Raw genomic sequence first — 20,807 nt, 5'->3', positions numbered from 1 at the left:
GTGCACATTCGCACTTTGTTACGTCTGTTTCAGCCCCCGTCATACGGCGGCTGTAGCGCGATTACGGCACTCAGCCTCAGGCAGTTTCCACGCGTTGCGCCTTTCTCCGCTAGGCTTAAATCAGGATTAACTTTCTTTTTACCCAACAGACAGGGAGAAAATATGAACCGGTTTACAGACAAAGTCGTGGTAGTAACGGGCGCAGGTTCCGGTATGGGTGCGGCATCCGCACGGCGTTTTTCTTCAGAAGGCGCGATAGTCGTGCTGGTGGGGAGAACGAAAGAGAAACTGGAGAAAGTCGCCAAAACGCTGAGCAGTACGCAGTATTACATTCATCTGGCGGATGTTTCTTCCGCGCAGGATGTGGAGCGGATGGCGGCGGTGATCGAAGACAAATTCGGGCGTGTTGATGTGCTGGTTAACGCAGCAGGCGTGGTTGTGCAGGGTAAAGCGACCGAAGCGAGCCTTGATGACTGGCAGAAAATTATCGCCATCGATCTGAGCGGCGTCTTTTACTGCACGCGATTCTTCATGCCTGCATTGATCAAAAGTAAGGGAAATATTGTCAACATTTCCTCGGTTTCCGGTACCGGCGGCGACTGGGGAATGAGTTTCTATAACGCAGCGAAAGGCGGCGTGACGAACTTTACCCGCTCGATTGCGATGGACCACGGTAAAGACGGCGTGCGTGTTAACGCGGTGTGTCCGTCGCTGACCTTTACGGAGATGGCGGCCGGAATTAAAGACAACAAGCCGTTGCTGGCTAAATTTGCCGAACGAATTCCGCTGGGACGTGGTGCGGAGCCGGAAGAAATTGCTGATGTGATTGCGTTTCTCGCCAGCCATGATGCCCGCTTCGTGACGGGCGTAAATCTGCCGGTTGATGGCGGTTTGTCGGCGTCCAACGGCCAGCCTCCGCAGGCATAAGCTCCACCCTCCGCAGGTATAAGCTGATGTTTCCGGCCCGCCGCTTCACCGGCAGGCCGGATTTCCCGGTACTCCTCCCAAATTTGTGACTTCCTTTTCTTTCTGCGTCGCAGGTTAGTTATGATGGCGTGATTCCGCTGACAGGTAATCCGAACATGACGCATCCTCTTTTTTCCGTTTTATCTCCGGTAATTGAGCAACCCGAAGGCGTCCGGCAGGTCTTTTTTGCCGGTGCCCTGCATCCGGTGCCGGCACTTGCGTATCAGGTAGATTTTCCGCGTCTGGAACTCGTCCTCGAAGGGGAGCAGATGATGGAATGGGAAAATGAGCAGGGCGTGAGTCAGGTTGTCTGCATGCAGGCAGGGGATGTGCTATTTGTGCCGGCAAAAGGCTGGAATAGTCCGCAGTGGCAAACGCCGGTTCGCACCCTGAGCCTGTTATTTGGCAAACAACAGCTGGGTTTCAGCCTGCTCGGCTGGGACGGCAAACAGTTTAATTCACGTGAAAAAGGCAATACTGGCAGGCGCGGGCCGCGCGTAGGCGCTTTTATGTTGCAGGCGCTCAATGAACTGGCGTGGCACCAGGCGGATCAGCTGACGGCGCGGTTCGTGGTGAAAGGGTTACTGAGCCATGCGCAGGATTTATTCAGTTACTCGGCGCATACCGCCTCACGCAGCCAGGCGCTCTTCGGCGCGGTACGCCAGCATATCGAAGAGCATTACCGCGAACCGCTCACCCGCGATTCAGTCGCCAAGGCGTTTTATATTTCACCGAATTATCTGTCACATTTGTTTCAGAAAAGCGGCGGGATTGGGCTGAACGAATACCTGAACTATGTCCGGCTGGAGCAGGCAAAAAATCTACTGAAAGGATATGACATGAAAGTGAAAGAAGTCGCCCATGCCTGCGGGTACATCGACAGCAACTATTTTTGCCGCCAGTTTAAGAAAAGCACCGAACGTTCCCCTTCCGAATACCGCCGCCAGTATCGCAGCCAGTTTGAGAGTCTGGAGCCGTAGAAGCGCTGACGGCCCTTATTATGCGAGAACGATGCGCGTACCCTGCGGAGATGAGGCGATCTTTTTCACGGCGGCCATGACTTTATCCGGCGTGCGCAAAAAAGTGTGAATGCCTGTCTGTACGCAGCGGCTGTGAGTAAAACGGTCACTGTTTTCCAGCTGGATCTCCGTGATAAGCAAAACGATATCTGCCTGAGCAATATCGCTTTCCGAGAGCGCGTTTTCGACACCCAGCGCGCCCTGCGTCTCCACTTTCACCTGCCATTTTTCCTGCAAACACAGCTTTTCCAGGCGTTCAGCCGCCATATATGTGTGGGCGACACCGCTGATGCAGGCCGTGACTCCGACCAGTTTTAATGACATTTGCCGTTCCCCGTAGCTGGAAATTTTACCCGCCCATCGTCACGGTATACCCATCGCTTTCAGCCATTGCGCGCAATGGCGCAAGTGCGACGGCATCCGGCACCAGTGTTTTGTGCATCGAATAGGTTTTTCCTAATAACGGATATTTTGCTTCTCCGTATTTGTGGAAGGGTAACAGATGGATTTCATTTAAGTTGAAGGGCTTAAGGAAATCCAGGATCTGACGCAGATTTTCCTGTGTCAGCGTGTAGCCAGGGATCAGGGGAACGCGCGGAAGCAGTTCCACATCGCGCTGGGTCAGCGCCTGAAAATTCTCCAGCACCCGAGGTTGATTCATGTTGAGCAGGGTGCGGGCCAGCGTGGCGTCCATGATTTTGAAATCAAATAAAACCTGATCGCAGTGTTCAACCACCGAAAGCAAATGATCCCGCGGGACATCGCCTGCGGTTTCAATGGCCGTGTGGATCCCGAGGCCCTGTAATTCCTTCAACAACTCGCGGGCAAAAACCGGTTGCATCAGCACTTCGCCACCGGAAAGCGTGATGCCACCGCCGGATGATCGGAAAAAAACTTCATCCTTGAGCAGGCGGGACATCAGCGCTGGCAGCGTAATGTCTTCGCCTACATATTCCAGTGCGCCGCTCGGGCATTCCTGCGGATCCTGCAAACAGGTCCGGCAGTTCAGGCATTTCGCCTGACGTTTGATGGTCTGGATCCGGGGCGACATGGATTCCGGGTTAGCGCACCACGGGCAGCGGTGCGGGCAACCTTTGAAGAAAACCATCGTGCGGATCCCCTGACCGTCGTTGAGAGAAAATCGCTGAATGTTAAAAATGCGCCCCGTCGGGGATTTTTCAGTGGTTTCACAAGCTCCGTTGACCATGGGGATCCGCAGGTCAGAGCTGGTGTGCGGTGCGACCGATAATGTCATCCTGAATCTCCTTTGACAGTTCGACAAAGAACGCGCTGTATCCGGCGACCCTGACCACTAATCCGGCGAAATCCTGCGGACGCTTTTGCGCTTCACGAAGCTGTTCTGCATTCACCACGTTGAACTGAACATGCTGTAATTTCAGCCGGGTGAAGGCGCCGAGAAAATCAGCCAGCTTATTCAGACCCTGCAAACCTTCCAGCGTTGATGGCGTAAATTTCACGTTCAGCAAAGTGCCGTTTGAGAGCAGCATATTGTCGAGCTTACTGACGGATTTCAGTACCGCGGTTGGCCCCTGATGATCCTGCCCGAGCATCGGTGAAAGGCCGCCGTCGGCCAGCTGTTCACCGGCAAAACGACCGTCCGGTGTAGCTCCGACTACTGCGCCTAGCGGCACATGTGCAGAGACAGTGTAAGAGCCCGGCGTAAACTGGCCGCCGCGCGGGTTGCGGTAATGTTCGACTTCTTTGCAATAAAACCGCAGCAAGTCGGCACTGATTAAATCCACTTCATCGACGTCGTTGCCGTACTTCTCGAAGCGGTTGATCAGGCGGGCGCGGATCGCGCGGCCTTCTTCGCTGGCGAAATTCTCTTTCAGCGAGGCAAGCAGTTCATCAAAGCTCAGGCGTTGCTGATCAAACACCATCCCATTCAGCGCATGCAGTGAGTCACTGAGGTTTGCGATGCCGATGCCCTGAACGCCGGAAAAATTATAGCGCGCGCCACCTGCAGTAATGTCTTTCCCGCTTTTCAGACAACCTTCAATGAAAGACGACAGCAACGGAACCGGTGCCCAGTCGCGGTGGCCGATATCGCAGATATTGCTGCCCTGCGCCATTAGTTTCACGTAGTGGCTGATTTTCTGGCGGATCTGTTCCACCAGCTCAGCATAGTTAATCGCAGAATTTCCTTCGTTCTCATGCAGCGTTAACTCCATGACTTTCAGCATGTTGAACATCGCGATGTCATGCAGCCCGTACGTTTTCCCTGGGATAGACAATTCGACGCAGCCGACGACCGCATAATCCCGGGCATCTTCGAGGCTCACGCCGCGGTTCAGGAAGGCCGGAACCACCACTTCATCGTTGAAGATTTGCGGAATGCCGGTGCCGAGACGGATAGTTTCGGCTGTTTTCAGCAGGAACGGACGGTCGATGAGTTCGTTGACCCGCACACCAAGATTGGGCTGCGGCAGGCAGATGCTCTGATAAGCGTCCAGACACAGGAATGACAACACGTTGACCGCGCTGCGCCCCGTCTCCGTTAAACCGCCGAGTAAAATCGTATAACCCGTGGGAAAACCGGCGAAATACCGGGCGCTCGACGTCGAACGTAACAGCACGATGTCATTGCATTTCACCCACAGGCTTTCCAGCAGCTCTTTCAAAAACTCCGGCTGTTCGCCGTGTGAAAGGGAATGCTGATAGAACGGCAGCATGTACTGATCAAAGCGTCCGAGCGAGAGCGAACTGGCGTTGGATTCGTACTGCAAAATAATATTCATGTACCAGAACAGCTGACAGGCCTGATAGAAATCCTGCGGCTTATTGCCGGAAATATGCTGCGATATGCGGGCAATACGTTCGAGTTCAGCCTTTCTTTGCAGATCACTGCATGCCAGCGCCATCTGCTCTGCCAGAGCCGCATAACGCAAAATATGCCGCTGCGAAGCCTCCAGCAAAATTAGTGCCGCCTGATAAAACGCATTATCCGGCGCGTCGTTAACATGCTGCTTAAGTTCTGCGACTAAGTTATCCAGACCGCCGCTGAGCAGGCGAGGGTAATCAATAATGATGTGCCCCTGGCCTTTATCGGTCTGGTTGATGCTGAAAATCTGTGTTTTGGTAGCCGCTTTGACGTCTTCCGGTATCTGACTGTTGATGAAATCTTTCATCGAGCGCGATTCCCAGTAAGGGAAAAGCTGTTCGCGGTAAATCTGTTTATCCTGCTCAGAAATCGCAAAGCGATCCTGTGGACGGGTGGAAAATGCATCCAGTTCTTTAAGCAGCCAGTAAGGGTCCATTTCAGGAGAGACGATTCCCGCTCGCGGTTTTACAGTGCGATTACCGGCGATCAGTTCGTCTTCACGCAGGGTAATTTCAACGTTGTCCAGAATGTAAGCCGTCGATTTAGCGCGACGAAGCAGCGTGCATTCGCCTTCGGTGCTGCGGTGGCTTTCGGTGTACAGCAGAGCCCGTTCCAGCGAGATTTCACGCGGGTTAGCGAAAAGCGCAGTTTTCAGACGTTCGATGCGGGAAGTCATCCTGTTCTCCTTACTTTCAGTCCGTGACAGCGGCTTTGGCGAGATGTGCCGCGATTTTTTCCATAATGGCATCAGCGCGTTTAACGGCATCGCTGATGGCGACCCGAACGGTGACTTTGCCCTTAAAGCGTTCTTCCTGTTTGATACCAATATCTTTGGTCAGGATCACGATATCTGCGGCCGCGACATCGGCCGTGGTCAGCTCATTTTCCAGGCCTATCGAGCCCTGAGTTTCGACTTTGCATTCCCAGCCTCTGGCTTTCGCCGCGCGTTCAATGGCTTCCGCCGCCATATAGGTGTGGGCAACGCCGGAAGGGCAGGCCGTTACAGCAATAATTTTGGTCATGATCTTCACCTTTGGTTTTACGTCTGAGGTCAGTTAATTTCGAAATCCAGATCCAGGTCGGATTCCGGATGTTTTTTAGCGGATTGTTTTTTGGCAGCCAGATGTTTCAGCAGGTTGACGCAAAGAGCCGTCACCACCATGCCGACCAGCAATGCGCCGATGTAGCCCAGTTTTCCCTGCACCACAGGCAGAACAATCAGCCCGCCCCAGCCGGCATAGCATTGCGCGCCAACCAGTGCGGCGGTCACGGCGGCACAGGCAGAACCCATCATGATGGAAGGAATAACGCGCAGCGGGTCGGCGGCGGCGAAAGGGATCGCGCCTTCAGTGACGCCGACGCAGCCCATCAGCAGGGCGGCTTTTCCGGCTTCCCGTTCTTCAGTGGAATAGTATTTACGGCCAATCAGCGTGGCGAAACCCAGCCCCAGCGGTGGTGTAGCGATAGCGACTGCGGCAATTGCCACGACGCTATAAACGCCCTGTGCCACGCAAATCAGCATAAAGGCGTAGGCGACTTTATTGACCGGGCCGCCCATATCGAAGGCCAGCATCAGCCCCATAATGATGGCGAGCACGACAATGCTGCCCTGCTGCAGACCTTGCAGCCAGTGGGTCAGCGAGGAAGTCAGCAGCCCGACCGGTTCCCCCAGCCCCCACATCATGATGCCCGCCGTCAGTAAGGTACCGATAATCGGGATCACAAAGATCGGCATCACGGAACGCAGGATCTTCGGCACCGGGATCTTCTTCAGGTAGAAGACGATGATCCCCCCGAGAAGACCGGCGATGATCGCGCCGAAGAAGCCCGCACCAAAGGAAGCGCCGACCCAGGCACCGATGGCTGCGGGCGCGAGCGCAGAGCGGTCGGAAATGGAATAACCGATGTAAGCCGCCAGGAAAGGCACCATCAGCGTCAGACCGGCCACACCAATATCAAACAGTTTTTTCAGATTCGGATCGGTCGCTGCGTCAGGCACGGCGCCTTTGCCGTAAAGCATGACGGAGACCGCCAGCAGAATGCCGCCCGCAACCACAAAAGGGATCATATGGGATACGCCGGTCATCAGGTGCTGACGGGTATTTTTCAGAATATTAAGCAATTCTTTCATGGTGGGCTCCGGTGTCGGGCGAAAATAACGGAACGTCCTTTTCAGCAAAACCTCGGAAGCTGAAAGGATATTGACGACCACAATAGGCCGCCGTCAGGGGCGCTAATAGTGGACAAATTTGTGTTTTACTGGACTTTTGTAAGCTCAGTTCAAAAATGCGAGCAGGTTCAAATAACCCGAGTCGGGGAGAGGTTTTTACGTCAGAACTCAATGTGAGCTGCCTCGCAAAAAGCGACGGACATTACATTTGTCCAGTGTTTGTCATTTTTGTCTGGTAGCAAGTTGGCCCGCGCGACTCTTATCCTGCAATGAGCCGGTTTATCCGCCGGAATTTGGGATGAGGATTCAGAAATGACCAAGAAGTTGAGCTTCACCTGCGTACTGGTAAATGGTGTTCATGCCCGTCCGGCCAGCCATATTGAAACGCTGTGCAATGGATTTGATTCTTCTTTTCACTGGCACAATGTCCGTTCTGACCGCAAAGCCGATGGCAAAAGTGTTCTGTCGCTGATTGGCGCGGATATTTTGCTGGGTGATGAATGTCACGTCACCGTGGAAGGGGAAGATGAAGAGGCCGCCTGTGCCGCGCTGGCGCATTTTATTGAACACCAGTTTCCGCTGTGTGATGAAGCCCTGCCTGAACATGATGATCAGGCGGAGCGGGAACCTCTTCCTGAATCTCTGGCAAATCTTTGTCCGCTGGTCTTTCGGGCCCGTTCCGTCAGTGAAGGCTGCGCGCTGGGGAAACTGGTCAGCCTTGCCCGCGTGAATCTTGCTACGCTGGCGGATTTACCCGAGACGCAAGGCACGGATAAAGAACAGAGTTTACTTTCTCACGGGCTGACAGGGCTGGAGAAGTCTATCGAACTTCAGCTGATGGCAGGGAATGGCACGGTGACCGCGGTGCTGGAGGCGCATCGTTCTTTGCTGCGTGATAACAGCCTGCGTGACGCGCTGCATAAGCATGTCATGGAAGGAAAAAGTTGCGCGCAAAGCATCGTGGAAACAGCTCAGCATTTCAGCCAACAGCTGGCGCAATCTTCCAGTGCTTATCTGCGTGAACGCGAACTGGACATTCGTGATGTCAGCTTCCAGCTGTTGCAGCAAATCTATGGCGAGGATTGTTTTGCATCCCAGCAAAAACTGAGTGAAGCGAGCATTTGTCTGGCGGATGAACTGACGCCAAGCCAGTTTCTCGAACTGGATAAACAACACCTTAAAGGATTACTGCTCGGCAGCGGTGGCAGCACATCGCACACGGTGATCCTCGCGCGGTCTTTCAATATTCCCACGCTGGTTGGGGTCGATCCGCAGCCATTACAGGCATATCTGCGGCAGGATGTGCAGATTGACGGCGATCTCGGGCTGGTGGCTTGTGCGCTCAGTGAGCCGGTAAGGCGCTATTATCGTCAGGAACAGGCGGTGCATCAGGCACTGCGCAATCAGCAAAGCGAATATCTGGATAAACCGGGTTATACCGCCGACGGCGTGCGTCTTGAAGTCGCGGCCAATATTGCCCACTCGGTGGAAGCCTGTGCGGCATTTGACAATGGCGCGGAAGCTGTCGGGCTGTTCCGTACAGAAATGCTGTATATGGATCGCGCCAGTGCGCCTTCCGAAGACGAGTTATACAACATTTACTGCCAGGCAACAGAAGCGGCTAAAGGCAAAACCATTATCGTCCGCACCATGGATATCGGGGGCGATAAACCGGTCAATTATCTGAATATTCCTGCCGAAAATAACCCGTTCCTCGGTTATCGCGCAGTGCGTATTTATCAGGAATTCCTGCCGTTATTCCATACGCAACTGCGTTCAATTCTGCGTGCTTCCGCGCACGGATCGCTGAAAATTATGATCCCGATGATTTCTTCGATGGAAGAGATTTTATGGGTGAAAGAGAAACTGGCGGAAGCCAAACAGTCGCTGCGCAGTGAGCAAATCCCGTTCGATGAAAAAATTCAGCTGGGGATCATGCTGGAAGTGCCGTCGGTAATGTTCATCATCGATCAGTGCTGTGAAGAGATTGATTTCTTTAGCATCGGCAGCAATGACCTGACGCAATACTTGCTTGCCGTCGACCGGGATAACAACAAGGTTACCCGTCATTACAACAGCCTGAATCCGGCATTCCTGCGTGGTCTTGACCACGTCGTACGCGAAGTTCATCACCACGGGAAATGGATTGGCTTATGCGGCGAACTGGGTGCAAAAGGTTCCGTACTGCCGCTGCTTGTCGGCCTCGGGCTGGATGAAATCAGCATGAGTGCGCCGTCGGTGCCGGTGACGAAAGCGCGTCTGGCAAATCTCGACAGCCGGGAATGCCGTCAGTTGCTCAACCGTGCGATGCAGTGCCGCACGTCGCTTGAGGTTGAACATTTGCTGGCGCAGTTCCGTATGGCTGTGAACGATGCACCGCTGATCACCACAGAATGCGTAGCGCTCAATGCGGACTGGCGCAGCAAAGAGGAAGTGATTAAAGGCATGGTCGATAACCTGATGCTGGCCGGACGTTGTCGCTATCCGCGAAAACTGGCAGCAGACGTCTGGGCGCGTGAAGCCGTATTTTCGACCGGACTGGGTTTCGGTTTTGCTATCCCGCATACCAAATCAGAACATATCGAACAATCGACGATCAGCGTCGCGAAGTTGCCTGAACCGGTGCAGTGGGGCGAGGAAGAAGCACAGTTTGTCATCATGCTGACGCTGAATAAACATGCTTCGGGCGACCAGCATATGCGGATTTTCTCAAAGCTGGCGCGACGAATCATGCACGACAGTTTCCGCGACGCGCTGATGAATTCAACGACAGCAGCGCAGATAGAAGCACTGCTCAAACAAGAACTTGAACTCTGACAGGAGAGGGTATGGAACTTTATCTGGATACGGCTGATATCAGCGCAGTAAAACGTTTATCCCGTATTTTGCCGTTGCAGGGCGTGACGACGAATCCGAGCATTGTGGCAAAAGCCCGGACGTCATTATGGGAAGTTTTGCCCGCGCTGCGTGATGCTTTAGGCGGAGAAGGAAAACTGTTTGCGCAGGTGCTGGCAAATCAGGCTGAACAAATGGTTGAAGAAGCCGAATTGCTTCATTCACGCGTTCCTGGGCTGGTGGTGAAAGTTCCGGTCACGGCGGAAGGGCTGGCAGCCATTAAAATCCTGCGTACCCGAAAAATTCCAACGCTGGGAACCGCCGTGTATGGCGCAGGTCAGGGGCTGCTTTCGGCACTGGCCGGGGCAGAATATGTCGCGCCGTATGTTAACCGGCTGGACGCGCAGGGCGGCGACGGCATTGCGATGGTGACTGAGCTTCAGCAATTGCTGTCGCTTCATGCACCGCACGCCAAAGTGCTGGCCGCCAGCTTTAAAACGCCGCGTCAGGTGCTGGCTTGTTTGCTGGCGGGATGTCAGTCGGTCACCATGCCGGTGGACGTGGCGGAGCAGTTCATCAGCGTGCCTGCGGTGCAGGCAGCCGTCGAGAAATTTGAACAGGACTGGCAGGGCGCCTTCGGGAAGTTGTCGTTATAACCTTCTGAAATCCAACAAAAAACCCGACAGGAAAACCGGCCGGGTTTTTTATTTGTTTCACTTTTGATTGTTTACTTCACACCGTGTTTTTTATTTCACCCCATACTGTGCAAAGAAATCCAGCATACGCTGCCAGCCATCGGCGGCGGCTTCGGCATGATAACTCGGGCGGTAATCTGCATTAAACGCATGGCCGGCATCCGGATACACTACGATTTCCGCCGTCGCATTGGCCGCGCGAATAGCCTGCCGCATAGTTTCGACTGTATCCAGCGGAATGCCGGTGTCCTGACCACCGTACAAACCTAACACCGGCGCATCAAGCGCGGCGGCACGGTCAACCGGGTTGGTCGGGCTGGTCAGTGTTTTGTTGCCGACCAGTTTTCCGTACCACGCCACGCCCGCTTTCAGTTGAGGGTTGTGCGCCGCATACAGCCAGGCGATCCGGCCGCCCCAGCAGAAACCGGTAATCCCGAGTTTGGAAATATCCCCGCCGTGCTGCGATGCCCAATGCGCGGTGTGGTCGAGATCGGAAAGTACCTGCTGATCCGGCACTTTGCTGACCAGTTTTTCGAACAGCTCGCTGATTTCGGTGTAATTGCGTGGATCGCCCTGACGGAAATACAGCTCAGGCGCGATAGCCAGATATCCTTGTTTTGCCAGCCGGCGGCAGACATCCTGAATATGTTCGTGAACGCCAAAAATCTCCTGAACCACCAGAATGATTGGTAATTTTCCGGAGAAGTTTTCCGGCCGGGCGAGATAGGCGGGAAGATCTTCACCCTGCGAAGGAATGGTCGTCTGACCCGCGTGAAGCCCGTCGGTGTCGGTATGAATAGTCGTGCTGGCAACCGGTGTCACGGCAGGGGCAAAGCTGGTCGGAGCCTGTTTCAGTGTCAGTAATTCTTCTTCTTTTTTCATCGTGGTCTCCATGCAAGTGTCCATACGGAAATCTGGCTCTATGGATTAAAACTATAGCCGGAAAGCTGGAACAGCAAGGCAGAACAGATGTTCTATACTTAAAAGTTATGCAGGAAATATGTCAGGGAAGAACCATAGAACGTCCGAATCTTTCATGAGGAGTCATGTTCAATGTCGAAATCACCGTCTAAAACGACCAAGAAAAGTGAGTCAAAATCGGTAAGCCGAGCCCCTGCCACAGGCAGTCAATCTTCTCAGCCGGGCCTGGGCAATCTCGCGCCATCCGACAGCGCTTATCAGGCTTCACCGCAACCCACGCCGCCCGGCAAAGAACCGACCGCCTCCGGCAGTGCCAAAAGCCCGGAGAACACCAACGCCAAACTCGATGCGCTGGAGCGACATCGAAAAAATGGCGAGAAGCAGCCGCTGACAACCAATCAGGGCACCAAAATTGCTGATGACCAGAACTCGCTGAAAGCAGGCAGCCGTGGGCCGACGCTGCTGGAAGATTTCATCCTCCGCGAGAAAATTACCCATTTTGACCATGAGCGGATACCTGAACGTATCGTTCATGCGCGCGGTGCCGCCGCGCACGGTTATTTCCAGCCTTACCGCAGCCTGAAAGCGCTAACGAAAGCCAGTTTCCTCTCCGACCCGAAAAAGATAACGCCGGTCTTTGTGCGTTTCTCGACGGTGCAGGGCTCGAAAGGGTCTGCAGATACGGTTCGTGATATTCGCGGCTGGGCCACCAAGTTTTATACCGATGAAGGGATTTATGATCTGGTCGGTAATAACACGCCGGTCTTCTTCATTCAGGATGCCCATAAATTTCCTGATTTTGTCCACGCCGTAAAACCCGAGCCGCACAACGAAATTCCGCAAGGTGCCAGCGCGCATGACTCCTTCTGGGACTATGTTTCCCTCCAGCCCGAAACGCTGCATAACGTTTTTTGGGCGATGTCTGACCGGGGCATTCCGCGCAGTTACCGCACGATGGAAGGTTTCGGGATCCACACTTTCCGCTTTGTGAATGCCAAAGGGAAAGCGACGTTTGTCCGTTTTCACTGGAAACCGCTGGCGGGTAAGGCTTCTCTGTTGTGGGACGAGGCACAGAAACTGGCGGGAAAAGATGCCGATTTCCACCGGCGCGATTTGTGGGAGGCCATCGAAGCCGGCGATTATCCCGAATATGAACTGGGCGTTCAGCTGATCCCGGAAGAAGACGAATTCAAGTTTGATTTCGATTTGCTCGACCCTACCAAGCTGATCCCTGAAAAACTGGTGCCGGTGGAGCTTGTCGGGAAAATGGTGCTCAACCGTAATCCGGACAACTATTTCGCGGAAACCGAGCAGGTCGCTTTCCATCCGGGACATGTTGTGCCCGGCATTGATTTTACAAATGATCCGCTGTTGCAGGGGCGTTTGTTCTCTTACACCGATACGCAAATCAGCCGTCTGGGCGGGCCGAATTTCCATGAAATCCCGATTAACCGGCCAACCTGTCCGTACCATAACTTCCAGCGTGACGGGATGCACCGGCAGGATGTAGATACCAATCCGGCGAATTACGAGCCGAATTCCATCAACAATAACTGGCCGCGAGAAACGCCACCGGCTGCGTCCGGAGGCGGATTTGAAAGTTACCCTGAGCGTATTGATGCTGAAAAAATTCGGCAGCGAAGTGAATCCTTCGCAGAATACTATGCGCATCCGCGCCTGTTCTGGCTGAGTCAGACGCCAGTGGAGCAGGATCATATCGCCGGAGCATTCTCCTTTGAGTTGTCCAAAGTGGTTCGGCCGTATATTCGCGAACGCGTGGTGGATTTGCTGGCGCACGTTGACCAGACTCTGGCGGCCATCGTCGCGAAAAATCTGGGCATCACACTTTCCGCGCAGACAAGAAAGGTTAAGCCTCCGAAACCGGTTAATGGTCTGGAAGCCGATCCATCACTGAGTTTGTACGCCAGCGGAAAAGGGACGATAAAAGGGCGTCAGGTGGCCGTGCTGCTGGGCGAAGGCGTCAACGCGGCTGATGTGCTGGAAACCTTGCAGGCGTTACAGGCTGCCGGTGTTCATCCCAAACTTCTGGCCAGCCATTTGGGAAATGTAATTGCCGATGATGGTTCGGCATTGCCAGTAGACGCCACGTTTGCCGGTTCGCCGTCGATTACCGTGGACGCTGTTATTGTGCCTCACGGCCACATTGATGCTTTGCTGATGAACGGCGATTCCCGTCATTATGTGCTTGAAGCCTATAAACATTTGAAAGTTATCGGGCTGAGCGGAGACGCCCGTCGCTTTAAACCGCTGCTTGGGCTGACGGATGACGTACCGGAGGACGGGATTATCGAGGGCGAAAAGGCGGAAGGAAAATTGCTGAAAGAGTTCCTGAAAGAAATGGCTAAACATCGCGTCTGGTCGCGTAGTGCGGCAGCCGGAGCGGTTCCGGCCTGACTTGAATTTTTATCAGCCTCACTGGCAGGCGGCGTCATTCATCAGTGATATGGCAACGCCTGCTTTTATTTTTCCGTTCGGGAAAATACTTCATCCTGCAAAGTATCAGTCTGGTTAAAATTTCGGCGTAATACATTTAATTTGTGATTTATGTCACAAATTAAATGTATGCGTGATTCTTGTTGTTACATCATAGTGACTGCCGTCACGAAATAACGTCACAATGTTCAGTACAGTTGCCGGGTGTTCCTCCTGCCAATAAATGACCTTACATACAGAGGAGTTTGTTATGTCTCAGCCTGAAGTTTTCCATCTTGGCCTGGCCAAAAAAGATTTAAACGGTGCCACGCTGGCGATTGTTCCCGGCGACCCGGAACGCGTGGAGAAAATTGCCAAACTGATGGAGAACCCGGTGCGTCTGGCTTCTCATCGCGAATTTACCTCATGGCGTGCTGAGCTTGACGGCAAATCTGTGATCGTTTGTTCAACCGGTATCGGCGGCCCGTCTACGTCCATCGCGGTGGAAGAGCTGGCACAGCTGGGCATCCGGACTTTCCTGCGCGTAGGTACGACCGGCGCTATTCAGCCGCACATCAATGTGGGCGATGTTCTGGTCACAACGGCTGCTGTTCGTCTTGATGGCGCGAGCCTGCACTTTGCACCGATGGAATTCCCGGCTGTCGCCGATTTCGCCTGTACCACGGCGCTGGTCGCGGCGGCAGAATCTGTTGGCGCTGCAACGCACATCGGCGTAACCGCGTCTTCTGACACCTTCTATCCGGGTCAGGAACGTTACGACACCTTCTCTGGCCGCGTTGTTCGTCGCTTCAAAGAATCGATGAAAGAATGGCAGGAAATGGGCGTGATGAACTATGAGATGGAATCCGCCACACTGTTGACCATGTGTGCAAGCCAGGGCCTGCGCGCAGGTATGGTTGCCGGTGTTATCGTAAACCGCACGCAGCAGGAAATTCCTGACGCGGAAACGATGAAAAAGACCGAAAGCCACGCGGTGAAAATCGTTGTAGAAGCCGCTCGTCGCCTGATCTAAAAAATACTAAAACAAACACATCACATCTGTGGGCTGCCTCTGGCGGCCCATTTTTTTGTCCCGATAATCAGATCTGTTAAGGTCGTGTTAGTAAAGTGTCTGGAATAATTTATCAATCCGGCTATTTATCTGCTGATAAAAAACTGCTGATAAAAAGCCGCTGGCACAAAACCGCTGACAAAAGGAACTGCTTTTTGACTGTTCACGACATTCTGGATTACACAACGACCTTTATTCGCGCACATCAGGTGTGGGCTGCGCCCATCGTCTTCTTTCTGGCTTTTGGTGAGTCTCTGGCATTTCTTTCCTTGTTGCTTCCTGCGACGTTTATCTTATTAGGGCTGGGAGCGCTGATTGGCGAAACCGGTATTCCTTTCTGGCCCATCTGGGCCGCTGCCGCGGCGGGTGCTTTCTTCGGCGACTGGCTTTCTTATTGGGTCGGCAACCATTTTCAGGACAGAGTGGGCAACTTCTGGCCGTTCTCCCGCCATCCGCAAATGCTGATCCGCGGGCATGCATTCTTTGAAAAATGGGGCATGCCGGGCGCGTTTATCGGCCGCTTTTTTGGTCCGTTGCGCGCCGTAGTGCCGCTGGTAGCGGGGATATGTGGCATGCCAAAGAAATATTTCCAGATTGCCAACGTGACCTCCGCACTGATCTGGGCATTCGGCATTCTGGCGCCGGGCGCTTTTGGCATCCAATGGCTGAGCCGCTGGTTCTGAATCCTGCGCTGCATCGCTGAAGTCTTCAAGCGGCGCGGGCGGGAGAAATTCCTTTTTGGAAGACGTCTCGCAAAGGCGTCATGCCCCTGAAAATAGACTGGACATCCATACAGCCTGCTATTACCGTGACCGCAAGTGATTTTAAGAAGGAATGCGCGTGGATATCAGTATTTTGTACGCCCTGGGCGCAGGGCTAATCGGCCTGTTATTCGGCTGGCTGGTCGCCAGTTTGCGGCAACAGCGGCAGCAGGCGGAGTACGAAACACAGCGCCGGTTGCTGGAGCATTCGCTGGAGCAAATGAAGGCGGAAAATGACGCGCACAAAAATGAGCGACAAGCCGTTCAGCAGCAAATGCGTGAAGCGGAACTTGAGCTGCGCAAATTGCACAGCGCGGCGGCAGCCAGCCAGGAGAAATTGCAATTGCTGGCTCACTGGCAAAATGAATGCGAGCAGCTGAACCAGGAATTACGTGCCCAGCGTGAAATTAACAGCGCTCAGGAAGCCGAGCTGCGCGAGGTTTCTACGCGGCTGGACGAAACGCGCATGGCGGCAGAAGACAAACAGCGCCTGCTGATCAACAGCGAACAGCGCCTGAGCAGCCAGTTTGAAAATCTGGCTAACCGTATTTTTGAACAAAATGGTCGCCGGGCCGACGAACAGAACAAGCAAAGCCTGGATAAACTTCTGCTGCCGTTGCGCGAGCAGCTTGATGGTTTCCGCCGTCAGGTGCAGGACAGTTTTGGTCAGGAAGCCCGTGAACGTCACACGCTGGCGCACGAAATCCGTAACCTGCAACAACTGAACGTTGAGATGGCGCGTGAAGCGGTGAACCTCACCAAAGCGCTGAAAGGCGATAATAAAACGCAGGGGAACTGGGGCGAAGTGGTGCTCAGCCGCGTGCTGGAAGCGTCCGGCCTGCGCGAAGGTTACGAATATCAGACGCAGGTCAGCGTTCAGGTTGATACGAACAGCCGAATGCAGCCCGATGTGGTGGTGCGTCTGCCGCAGAATAAAGACGTGGTGATCGACGCGAAGATGACGCTGGTGGCCTACGAGCGTTACTTCAACAGTGAAGATGACAGCGAGCGTGAAGCGGCGCTGAATGAGCATATCGCGTCCGTTCGCGGCCATATCCGTTTGCTGGGTCGTAAGGATTATCAGCAGCTTCCCGGTTTGCGCAGCCTTGATTACGTCCTGATGTTTATCCCCGTTGAACCCGCTTTTTTACTGGCTATCGACCGGGAGCCAGAATTGATCAGCGAAGCACTGCGTCACAATATTATGCTTGTCAGCCCGACAACGCTGCTGGTGGCTTTGCGTACAATCAGTAATTTATGGCGCTATGAGCATCAGAGCCAGAACGCCAAACGCATTGCCGATCGCGCCGCCCGTTTGTATGACAAGCTGCGGTTGTTCGTGGATGACATGGAGTCGATGGGACAAAGCCTCGACAAAGCGCAGGGAAGTTATCGCTCCGCGATGAATAAACTCACGCAAGGCCGTGGTAATCTTATCGGGCAGGTTGAAAGTTTCCGTGCTCTGGGGGTCGAAGTTAAACGGCCTATCAGCCCCTGTCTGGCTGAGATAGCGAAAGCGGAAAATGAACCAGAAGATACCGCATCTCTGCCCGATATCTCTGATGCGGAAGAAGAACAGGCGCTGAACCCGCGTGAATAATTAAAGCTGGCAAAGGTTTCCACTGGGTCGGACTGATTCAATAAGTGAATCTTTGCAATATGTTGAATCACCATCGGTGATGGGGCTTTCTAACGGGTTCTGGTACACTTCTCCCCAAGAGTTTGACTGAAAAAGCAGGCATAAATAATGGAAAAGCAGACGCAGGAAACCACCCATTTCGGTTTTCGTACAGTAGCCAAAGATGAGAAGCAGGAAATGGTGGCGGAAGTCTTCCATTCCGTTGCGGCAAAATATGATTTGATGAATGACCTGATGTCTTTCGGCATTCATCGCATCTGGAAACGTTTCACCATTGATTGCAGCGGTGTGCGTCAGGGCCAGCGTGTGCTGGATCTGGCCGGTGGCACCGGCGATCTGACCGCGAAGTTCTCCCGTCTGGTGGGCGAAAAAGGCGAAGTTGTGCTGGCAGATATTAACGACTCCATGCTGAAGATGGGCCGCGAAAAGCTGCGTAATCTCGGCATTGTGGGCAACGTTAATTATGTTCAGGCCAACGCTGAAGCTCTGCCTTTCCCTGATAATTATTTCGACTGCATCACCATTTCTTTCGGTCTGCGTAATGTGACTGAAAAAGAAAAAGCGCTGCGTTCGATGTTCCGCGTGCTCAAGCCGGGTGGCCGTCTGCTGGTTCTGGAATTCTCCAAACCGGTTTTGAAACCGCTGAGCAAAGCTTACGACACCTACTCTTTTCATATTTTGCCGCGCATTGGCGAACTGGTTGCACAAGACGCTGAAAGTTATCGCTATCTGGCCGAATCCATCCGTATGCACCCTGATCAGGAAACCCTGAAAGGCATGATGGCGGATGCAGGTTTTGAGAATGTGACGTATCACAATCTGACCGGTGGCATTGTTGCGCTGCATCGGGGTTTCAAATTCTGATATGAGTATGCCGATGTTGTTAACGCCGTTGCTGACTGCCGCTATCGAGACGCCGCTTAATTTTCTGCTTTTCAAAGATCGCAGCATGAAGGCGGCGCGCACGCGTCTGGCAGGCAAAGTTTTACGTGTTGAACTACAGGAACTGAGTGCACCGCTGACGTTTGTTTTCAGCGAGCAAAAAATCGATGTGCTCGGACAATGGGAAGGTGTGGCCGATTGCACCGTTACTTCACGGATTTCATCGCTGCAAAAATTACGCGATCGCCAGCTGTTGTCGCCAATGATGCGCAGTGGCGAACTGGTGGTCGATGGTGATATTTCCGTGGTTCAGCAGTTTTCTGCATTGCTGGATATGGCTGAATTCGAGCCCGCAGAATTCCTGGCCCCTTATATCGGTGATATTGCCTCTCAGGGATTAAGTCAGGCGGTTCAGGGCGGTTTCCGTTTTCTGCAAAAAGGCCTTAAGCACCAGCAAAGCTATTTAGCGCAAACCCTGACCGAAGAGTGGAAAATGGCACCCGGTTCGCTGGAAGTGGTCTGGTTTAGCGATGAAGTCTCTGCACTGGTGCGGGAACTGGATGCGCTGGATAGACGTATCGAAAAACTGGAGGGTAAACCGTGACGCCTAGGGAAATGCGACGTTTATATCTGATCATCCGCATGTTTCTGATCTATGGCCTTGACGAACTCATCCCTAAAATCCGCTTAACGCTGCCGCTGCGCATTGGTCGTTATCTTTTTTTCTGGTTGCCTAATCGTCATAAAGAAAAGCCGTTGGGCGAGCGTATGCGTATGGCGCTGGAAGAACTGGGGCCGGTATGGATCAAGTTCGGGCAGATGATGTCAACGCGCCGTGACCTTTTCCCTCCTCAGATTGCCGATCAGCTTGCTTTGCTTCAGGACCACGTTCCGCCTTTTGATGGCGCAAAAGCGCGTCAGCAAATTGAAGTGGCGCTCGGTGGTCCGGTGGAAACCTGGTTTGATGAGTTCGACCAGACGCCGCTGGCTTCTGCCTCGATTGCTCAGGTTCATACTGCCATTTTGAAAGAAAACGGTAAGCCGGTGGTTCTGAAAGTGATCCGTCCGGATATTTTGCCGACTATCGTGGCGGATATCCGTCTTATGTCACGTCTGGCTGGCTGGTTACCGATTCTGTTGCCCGATGGTCGCCGTTTGCGCCCCCGTGAGGTGGTACGCGAATATGAAAAAACGCTGCTCGATGAACTGAATTTACTGCGTGAAGCGGCGAATGCTATTCAGCTACGCCGTAATTTCGAAGGCAGCCCGATGTTGTATGTGCCTGAGGTTTACCCGGATTACTGTAGCGAACGTCTGATGGTGATGGAGCGTATTTACGGTATCCCGGTTTCTGATATTGAAGCGCTGAAGAAACAGGGCACCAATATGAAACTGCTGGCCGAACGCGGCGTGCAGGTTTTCTTCACTCAGGTTTTCCGCGACAGTTTCTTCCATGCCGATATGCATCCGGGCAATATTTTCGTGAGCTATGAAACGCCCGAAGACCCTTGCTACATAGGGATCGATTGCGGCATAGTGGGTTCGCTCAACAAGGAAGACAAACGGTATCTTGCGGAGAATTTCATCGCTTTCTTTAACCGTGATTATCGTAAAGTGGCTGAATTACATGTCGATTCCGGCTGGGTTCCCCGCGATACTAACGTCGAAGAGTTCGAATTCGCTATCCGTACGGTTTGCGAACCGATTTTTGAGAAACCGCTGGCAGAAATTTCTTTTGGTAACGTGCTGCTGAATCTGTTTAATACGGCCCGCCGTTTTAATATGGAAGTTCAGCCTCAGCTCGTATTGCTGCAAAAAACGTTGCTGTACGTAGAAGGTCTCGGACGTCAGCTTTATCCTCAACTCGATTTGTGGACCACAGCGAAACCTTTCCTCGAAAGTTGGGTGCGCGATCAGGTCGGGTTGCCGGCAATGATCCGTGCATTGAAAGAGCGTGCGCCGTTCTGGCTGGAGAAAATGCCTGAGTTGCCGGATCTGGTTTACCAGAGCCTGCATCAGCATAAGTTGTTGCAATACAACATTGAGAAGCTTTCCTCCCAGATCCATAACCAGAGTTCCCGTCAGGGGCAGTCTCGTTATCTTCTGGGGATTGGTGCGACGCTGCTGTTGAGCGGAACTCTTTTACTGTTGGGCGATGTTAAGGTTTATCCGGCATGCCTGATGATTGCGGGTGCAATTTCCTGGTTGATTGGATGGAAGCGCGCCAGCTGAATACTTTGCGTTAAATTGAATGCCGTTTGCGAACGGCAATGAACGTCGTTCCTTCCTGTTTGAGGTGAAAATAATGGGTGGTATTAGTATTACAAAAATCCTGATTCTCGTTGTACTCGTGGTACTGCTGTTCGGTACTAAGAAACTGCGCGGTCTGGGTTCTGATCTGGGTGCTTCCATCAAAGGCTTTAAAAAAGCCATGAGCGATGATGAAGGTCAGAAAACTAACAAAGATGCTGACACTTCTGCTTCTGATGCTGATTTCATCGCTAAGTCTGTTGAAAGCAAACCAGCAGCCAAGGCAGATGAAACCAAGAGCCAAAACAAAGAGCAGGTATAA

The 20,807-nt window shown here is 53.2% G+C and carries 18 protein-coding genes; 12 read left to right on the top strand and 6 right to left on the bottom strand.

Going from position 1 to position 20,807, the window contains the following annotated elements; all coding sequences use genetic code 11:
* Positions 1-162 precede the first annotated feature (162 nt).
* Both M2403_RS23385 and M2403_RS23380 read left to right on the top strand, forming a co-directional pair.
* Positions 163-927 carry an SDR family NAD(P)-dependent oxidoreductase gene (locus tag M2403_RS23385; RefSeq protein ID WP_152324811.1) on the top strand — a complete coding sequence of 255 codons (765 nt, stop codon included), beginning with the start codon at positions 163-165 and terminating at the stop codon, positions 925-927.
* A 155-nt stretch (positions 928-1,082) separates the two neighbouring features.
* Positions 1,083-1,946: an AraC family transcriptional regulator gene (locus M2403_RS23380; protein WP_259231129.1), complete on the top strand. Its 864-nt coding sequence runs from the start codon at positions 1,083-1,085 to the stop codon at positions 1,944-1,946.
* A gap of 18 nt (positions 1,947-1,964) precedes the next feature.
* Here the strand turns inward: M2403_RS23380 and M2403_RS23375 are convergent, their stop codons facing one another.
* From M2403_RS23375 to M2403_RS23355, 5 genes are read right to left on the bottom strand one after another with little or no spacing between them, the layout of a single operon-like run.
* Positions 1,965-2,309: a PTS fructose-like transporter subunit IIB gene (locus tag M2403_RS23375; protein WP_152324813.1), complete on the bottom strand. Its 345-nt coding sequence runs from the start codon at positions 2,307-2,309 to the stop codon at positions 1,965-1,967.
* A gap of 25 nt (positions 2,310-2,334) precedes the next feature.
* The gene (locus M2403_RS23370) at positions 2,335-3,192 is read right to left on the bottom strand and encodes a [formate-C-acetyltransferase]-activating enzyme (RefSeq protein WP_259231166.1); all 858 of its coding nucleotides are present in this window, start codon (positions 3,190-3,192) and stop codon (positions 2,335-2,337) included.
* A 13-nt stretch (positions 3,193-3,205) separates the two neighbouring features.
* Positions 3,206-5,503 carry a formate C-acetyltransferase gene (locus M2403_RS23365; RefSeq protein ID WP_259231127.1) on the bottom strand — a complete coding sequence of 766 codons (2,298 nt, stop codon included), beginning with the start codon at positions 5,501-5,503 and terminating at the stop codon, positions 3,206-3,208.
* A 16-nt stretch (positions 5,504-5,519) separates the two neighbouring features.
* Entirely contained in the window at positions 5,520-5,849 is a 330-nt protein-coding gene (locus tag M2403_RS23360) for a PTS fructose-like transporter subunit IIB (RefSeq protein WP_259231126.1), read from the bottom strand.
* A gap of 29 nt (positions 5,850-5,878) precedes the next feature.
* The gene (locus M2403_RS23355; RefSeq protein WP_152324817.1) at positions 5,879-6,958 is read right to left on the bottom strand and encodes a PTS fructose transporter subunit EIIC; all 1,080 of its coding nucleotides are present in this window, start codon (positions 6,956-6,958) and stop codon (positions 5,879-5,881) included.
* 351 nt (positions 6,959-7,309) lie between these two features.
* Here M2403_RS23355 and ptsP point away from each other — a divergent pair, with 351 nt between their 5' ends.
* Positions 7,310-9,814, top strand: a complete 2,505-nt coding sequence (gene ptsP, locus M2403_RS23350) for a phosphoenolpyruvate--protein phosphotransferase (protein WP_259231125.1) — start codon at positions 7,310-7,312, stop codon at positions 9,812-9,814.
* An 11-nt stretch (positions 9,815-9,825) separates the two neighbouring features.
* Positions 9,826-10,488, top strand: coding sequence for a fructose-6-phosphate aldolase (fsa, locus tag M2403_RS23345; protein WP_259231124.1), 663 nt, complete (start codon positions 9,826-9,828; stop codon positions 10,486-10,488).
* A 90-nt stretch (positions 10,489-10,578) separates the two neighbouring features.
* Here fsa and M2403_RS23340 read toward each other — a convergent pair whose 3' ends face one another.
* On the bottom strand, positions 10,579-11,409 hold the full coding sequence (locus M2403_RS23340) for a dienelactone hydrolase family protein (RefSeq protein WP_259231122.1): 831 nt from the start codon (positions 11,407-11,409) through the stop codon (positions 10,579-10,581).
* A 171-nt stretch (positions 11,410-11,580) separates the two neighbouring features.
* Between M2403_RS23340 and katE the strand changes: the two genes are divergently transcribed.
* From katE to tatA, 8 genes are all read left to right on the top strand, one after another.
* On the top strand, positions 11,581-13,863 hold the full coding sequence (gene katE / locus M2403_RS23335; protein ID WP_165061824.1) for a catalase HPII: 2,283 nt from the start codon (positions 11,581-11,583) through the stop codon (positions 13,861-13,863).
* 289 nt (positions 13,864-14,152) lie between these two features.
* Positions 14,153-14,914 carry a uridine phosphorylase gene (udp, locus tag M2403_RS23330; protein ID WP_101079380.1) on the top strand — a complete coding sequence of 254 codons (762 nt, stop codon included), beginning with the start codon at positions 14,153-14,155 and terminating at the stop codon, positions 14,912-14,914.
* Between the two features lie 194 nt (positions 14,915-15,108).
* Positions 15,109-15,636, top strand: coding sequence for a DedA family protein (locus M2403_RS23325; protein WP_152324822.1), 528 nt, complete (start codon positions 15,109-15,111; stop codon positions 15,634-15,636).
* A gap of 157 nt (positions 15,637-15,793) precedes the next feature.
* Entirely contained in the window at positions 15,794-17,314 is a 1,521-nt protein-coding gene (gene rmuC, locus M2403_RS23320; protein ID WP_259231119.1) for a DNA recombination protein RmuC, read from the top strand.
* A gap of 147 nt (positions 17,315-17,461) precedes the next feature.
* Entirely contained in the window at positions 17,462-18,217 is a 756-nt protein-coding gene (gene ubiE, locus M2403_RS23315; RefSeq protein ID WP_101079375.1) for a bifunctional demethylmenaquinone methyltransferase/2-methoxy-6-polyprenyl-1,4-benzoquinol methylase UbiE, read from the top strand.
* 13 nt (positions 18,218-18,230) lie between these two features.
* The gene (locus tag M2403_RS23310) at positions 18,231-18,839 is read left to right on the top strand and encodes an SCP2 domain-containing protein (protein ID WP_165061961.1); all 609 of its coding nucleotides are present in this window, start codon (positions 18,231-18,233) and stop codon (positions 18,837-18,839) included.
* Positions 18,836-20,467 (top strand): ubiquinone biosynthesis regulatory protein kinase UbiB, encoded by a 1,632-nt coding sequence (gene ubiB, locus M2403_RS23305; protein ID WP_152324824.1) that lies wholly within the window; start codon positions 18,836-18,838, stop codon positions 20,465-20,467. The genes M2403_RS23310 and ubiB overlap by 4 nt, the downstream gene beginning before the upstream one ends.
* A gap of 73 nt (positions 20,468-20,540) precedes the next feature.
* Complete coding sequence (gene tatA, locus M2403_RS23300) at positions 20,541-20,807, top strand: Sec-independent protein translocase subunit TatA (RefSeq protein WP_101079372.1); 267 nt, start codon at positions 20,541-20,543, stop codon at positions 20,805-20,807.

Source organism: Rahnella sp. BIGb0603 (genome assembly GCF_024808755.1).
GTDB classification, from domain to species: domain Bacteria; phylum Pseudomonadota; class Gammaproteobacteria; order Enterobacterales; family Enterobacteriaceae; genus Rahnella; species Rahnella contaminans.
The sequence above is the reverse complement of the archived record's forward strand: the minus strand, read 5'-3'. Positions and strand labels throughout refer to the sequence as shown.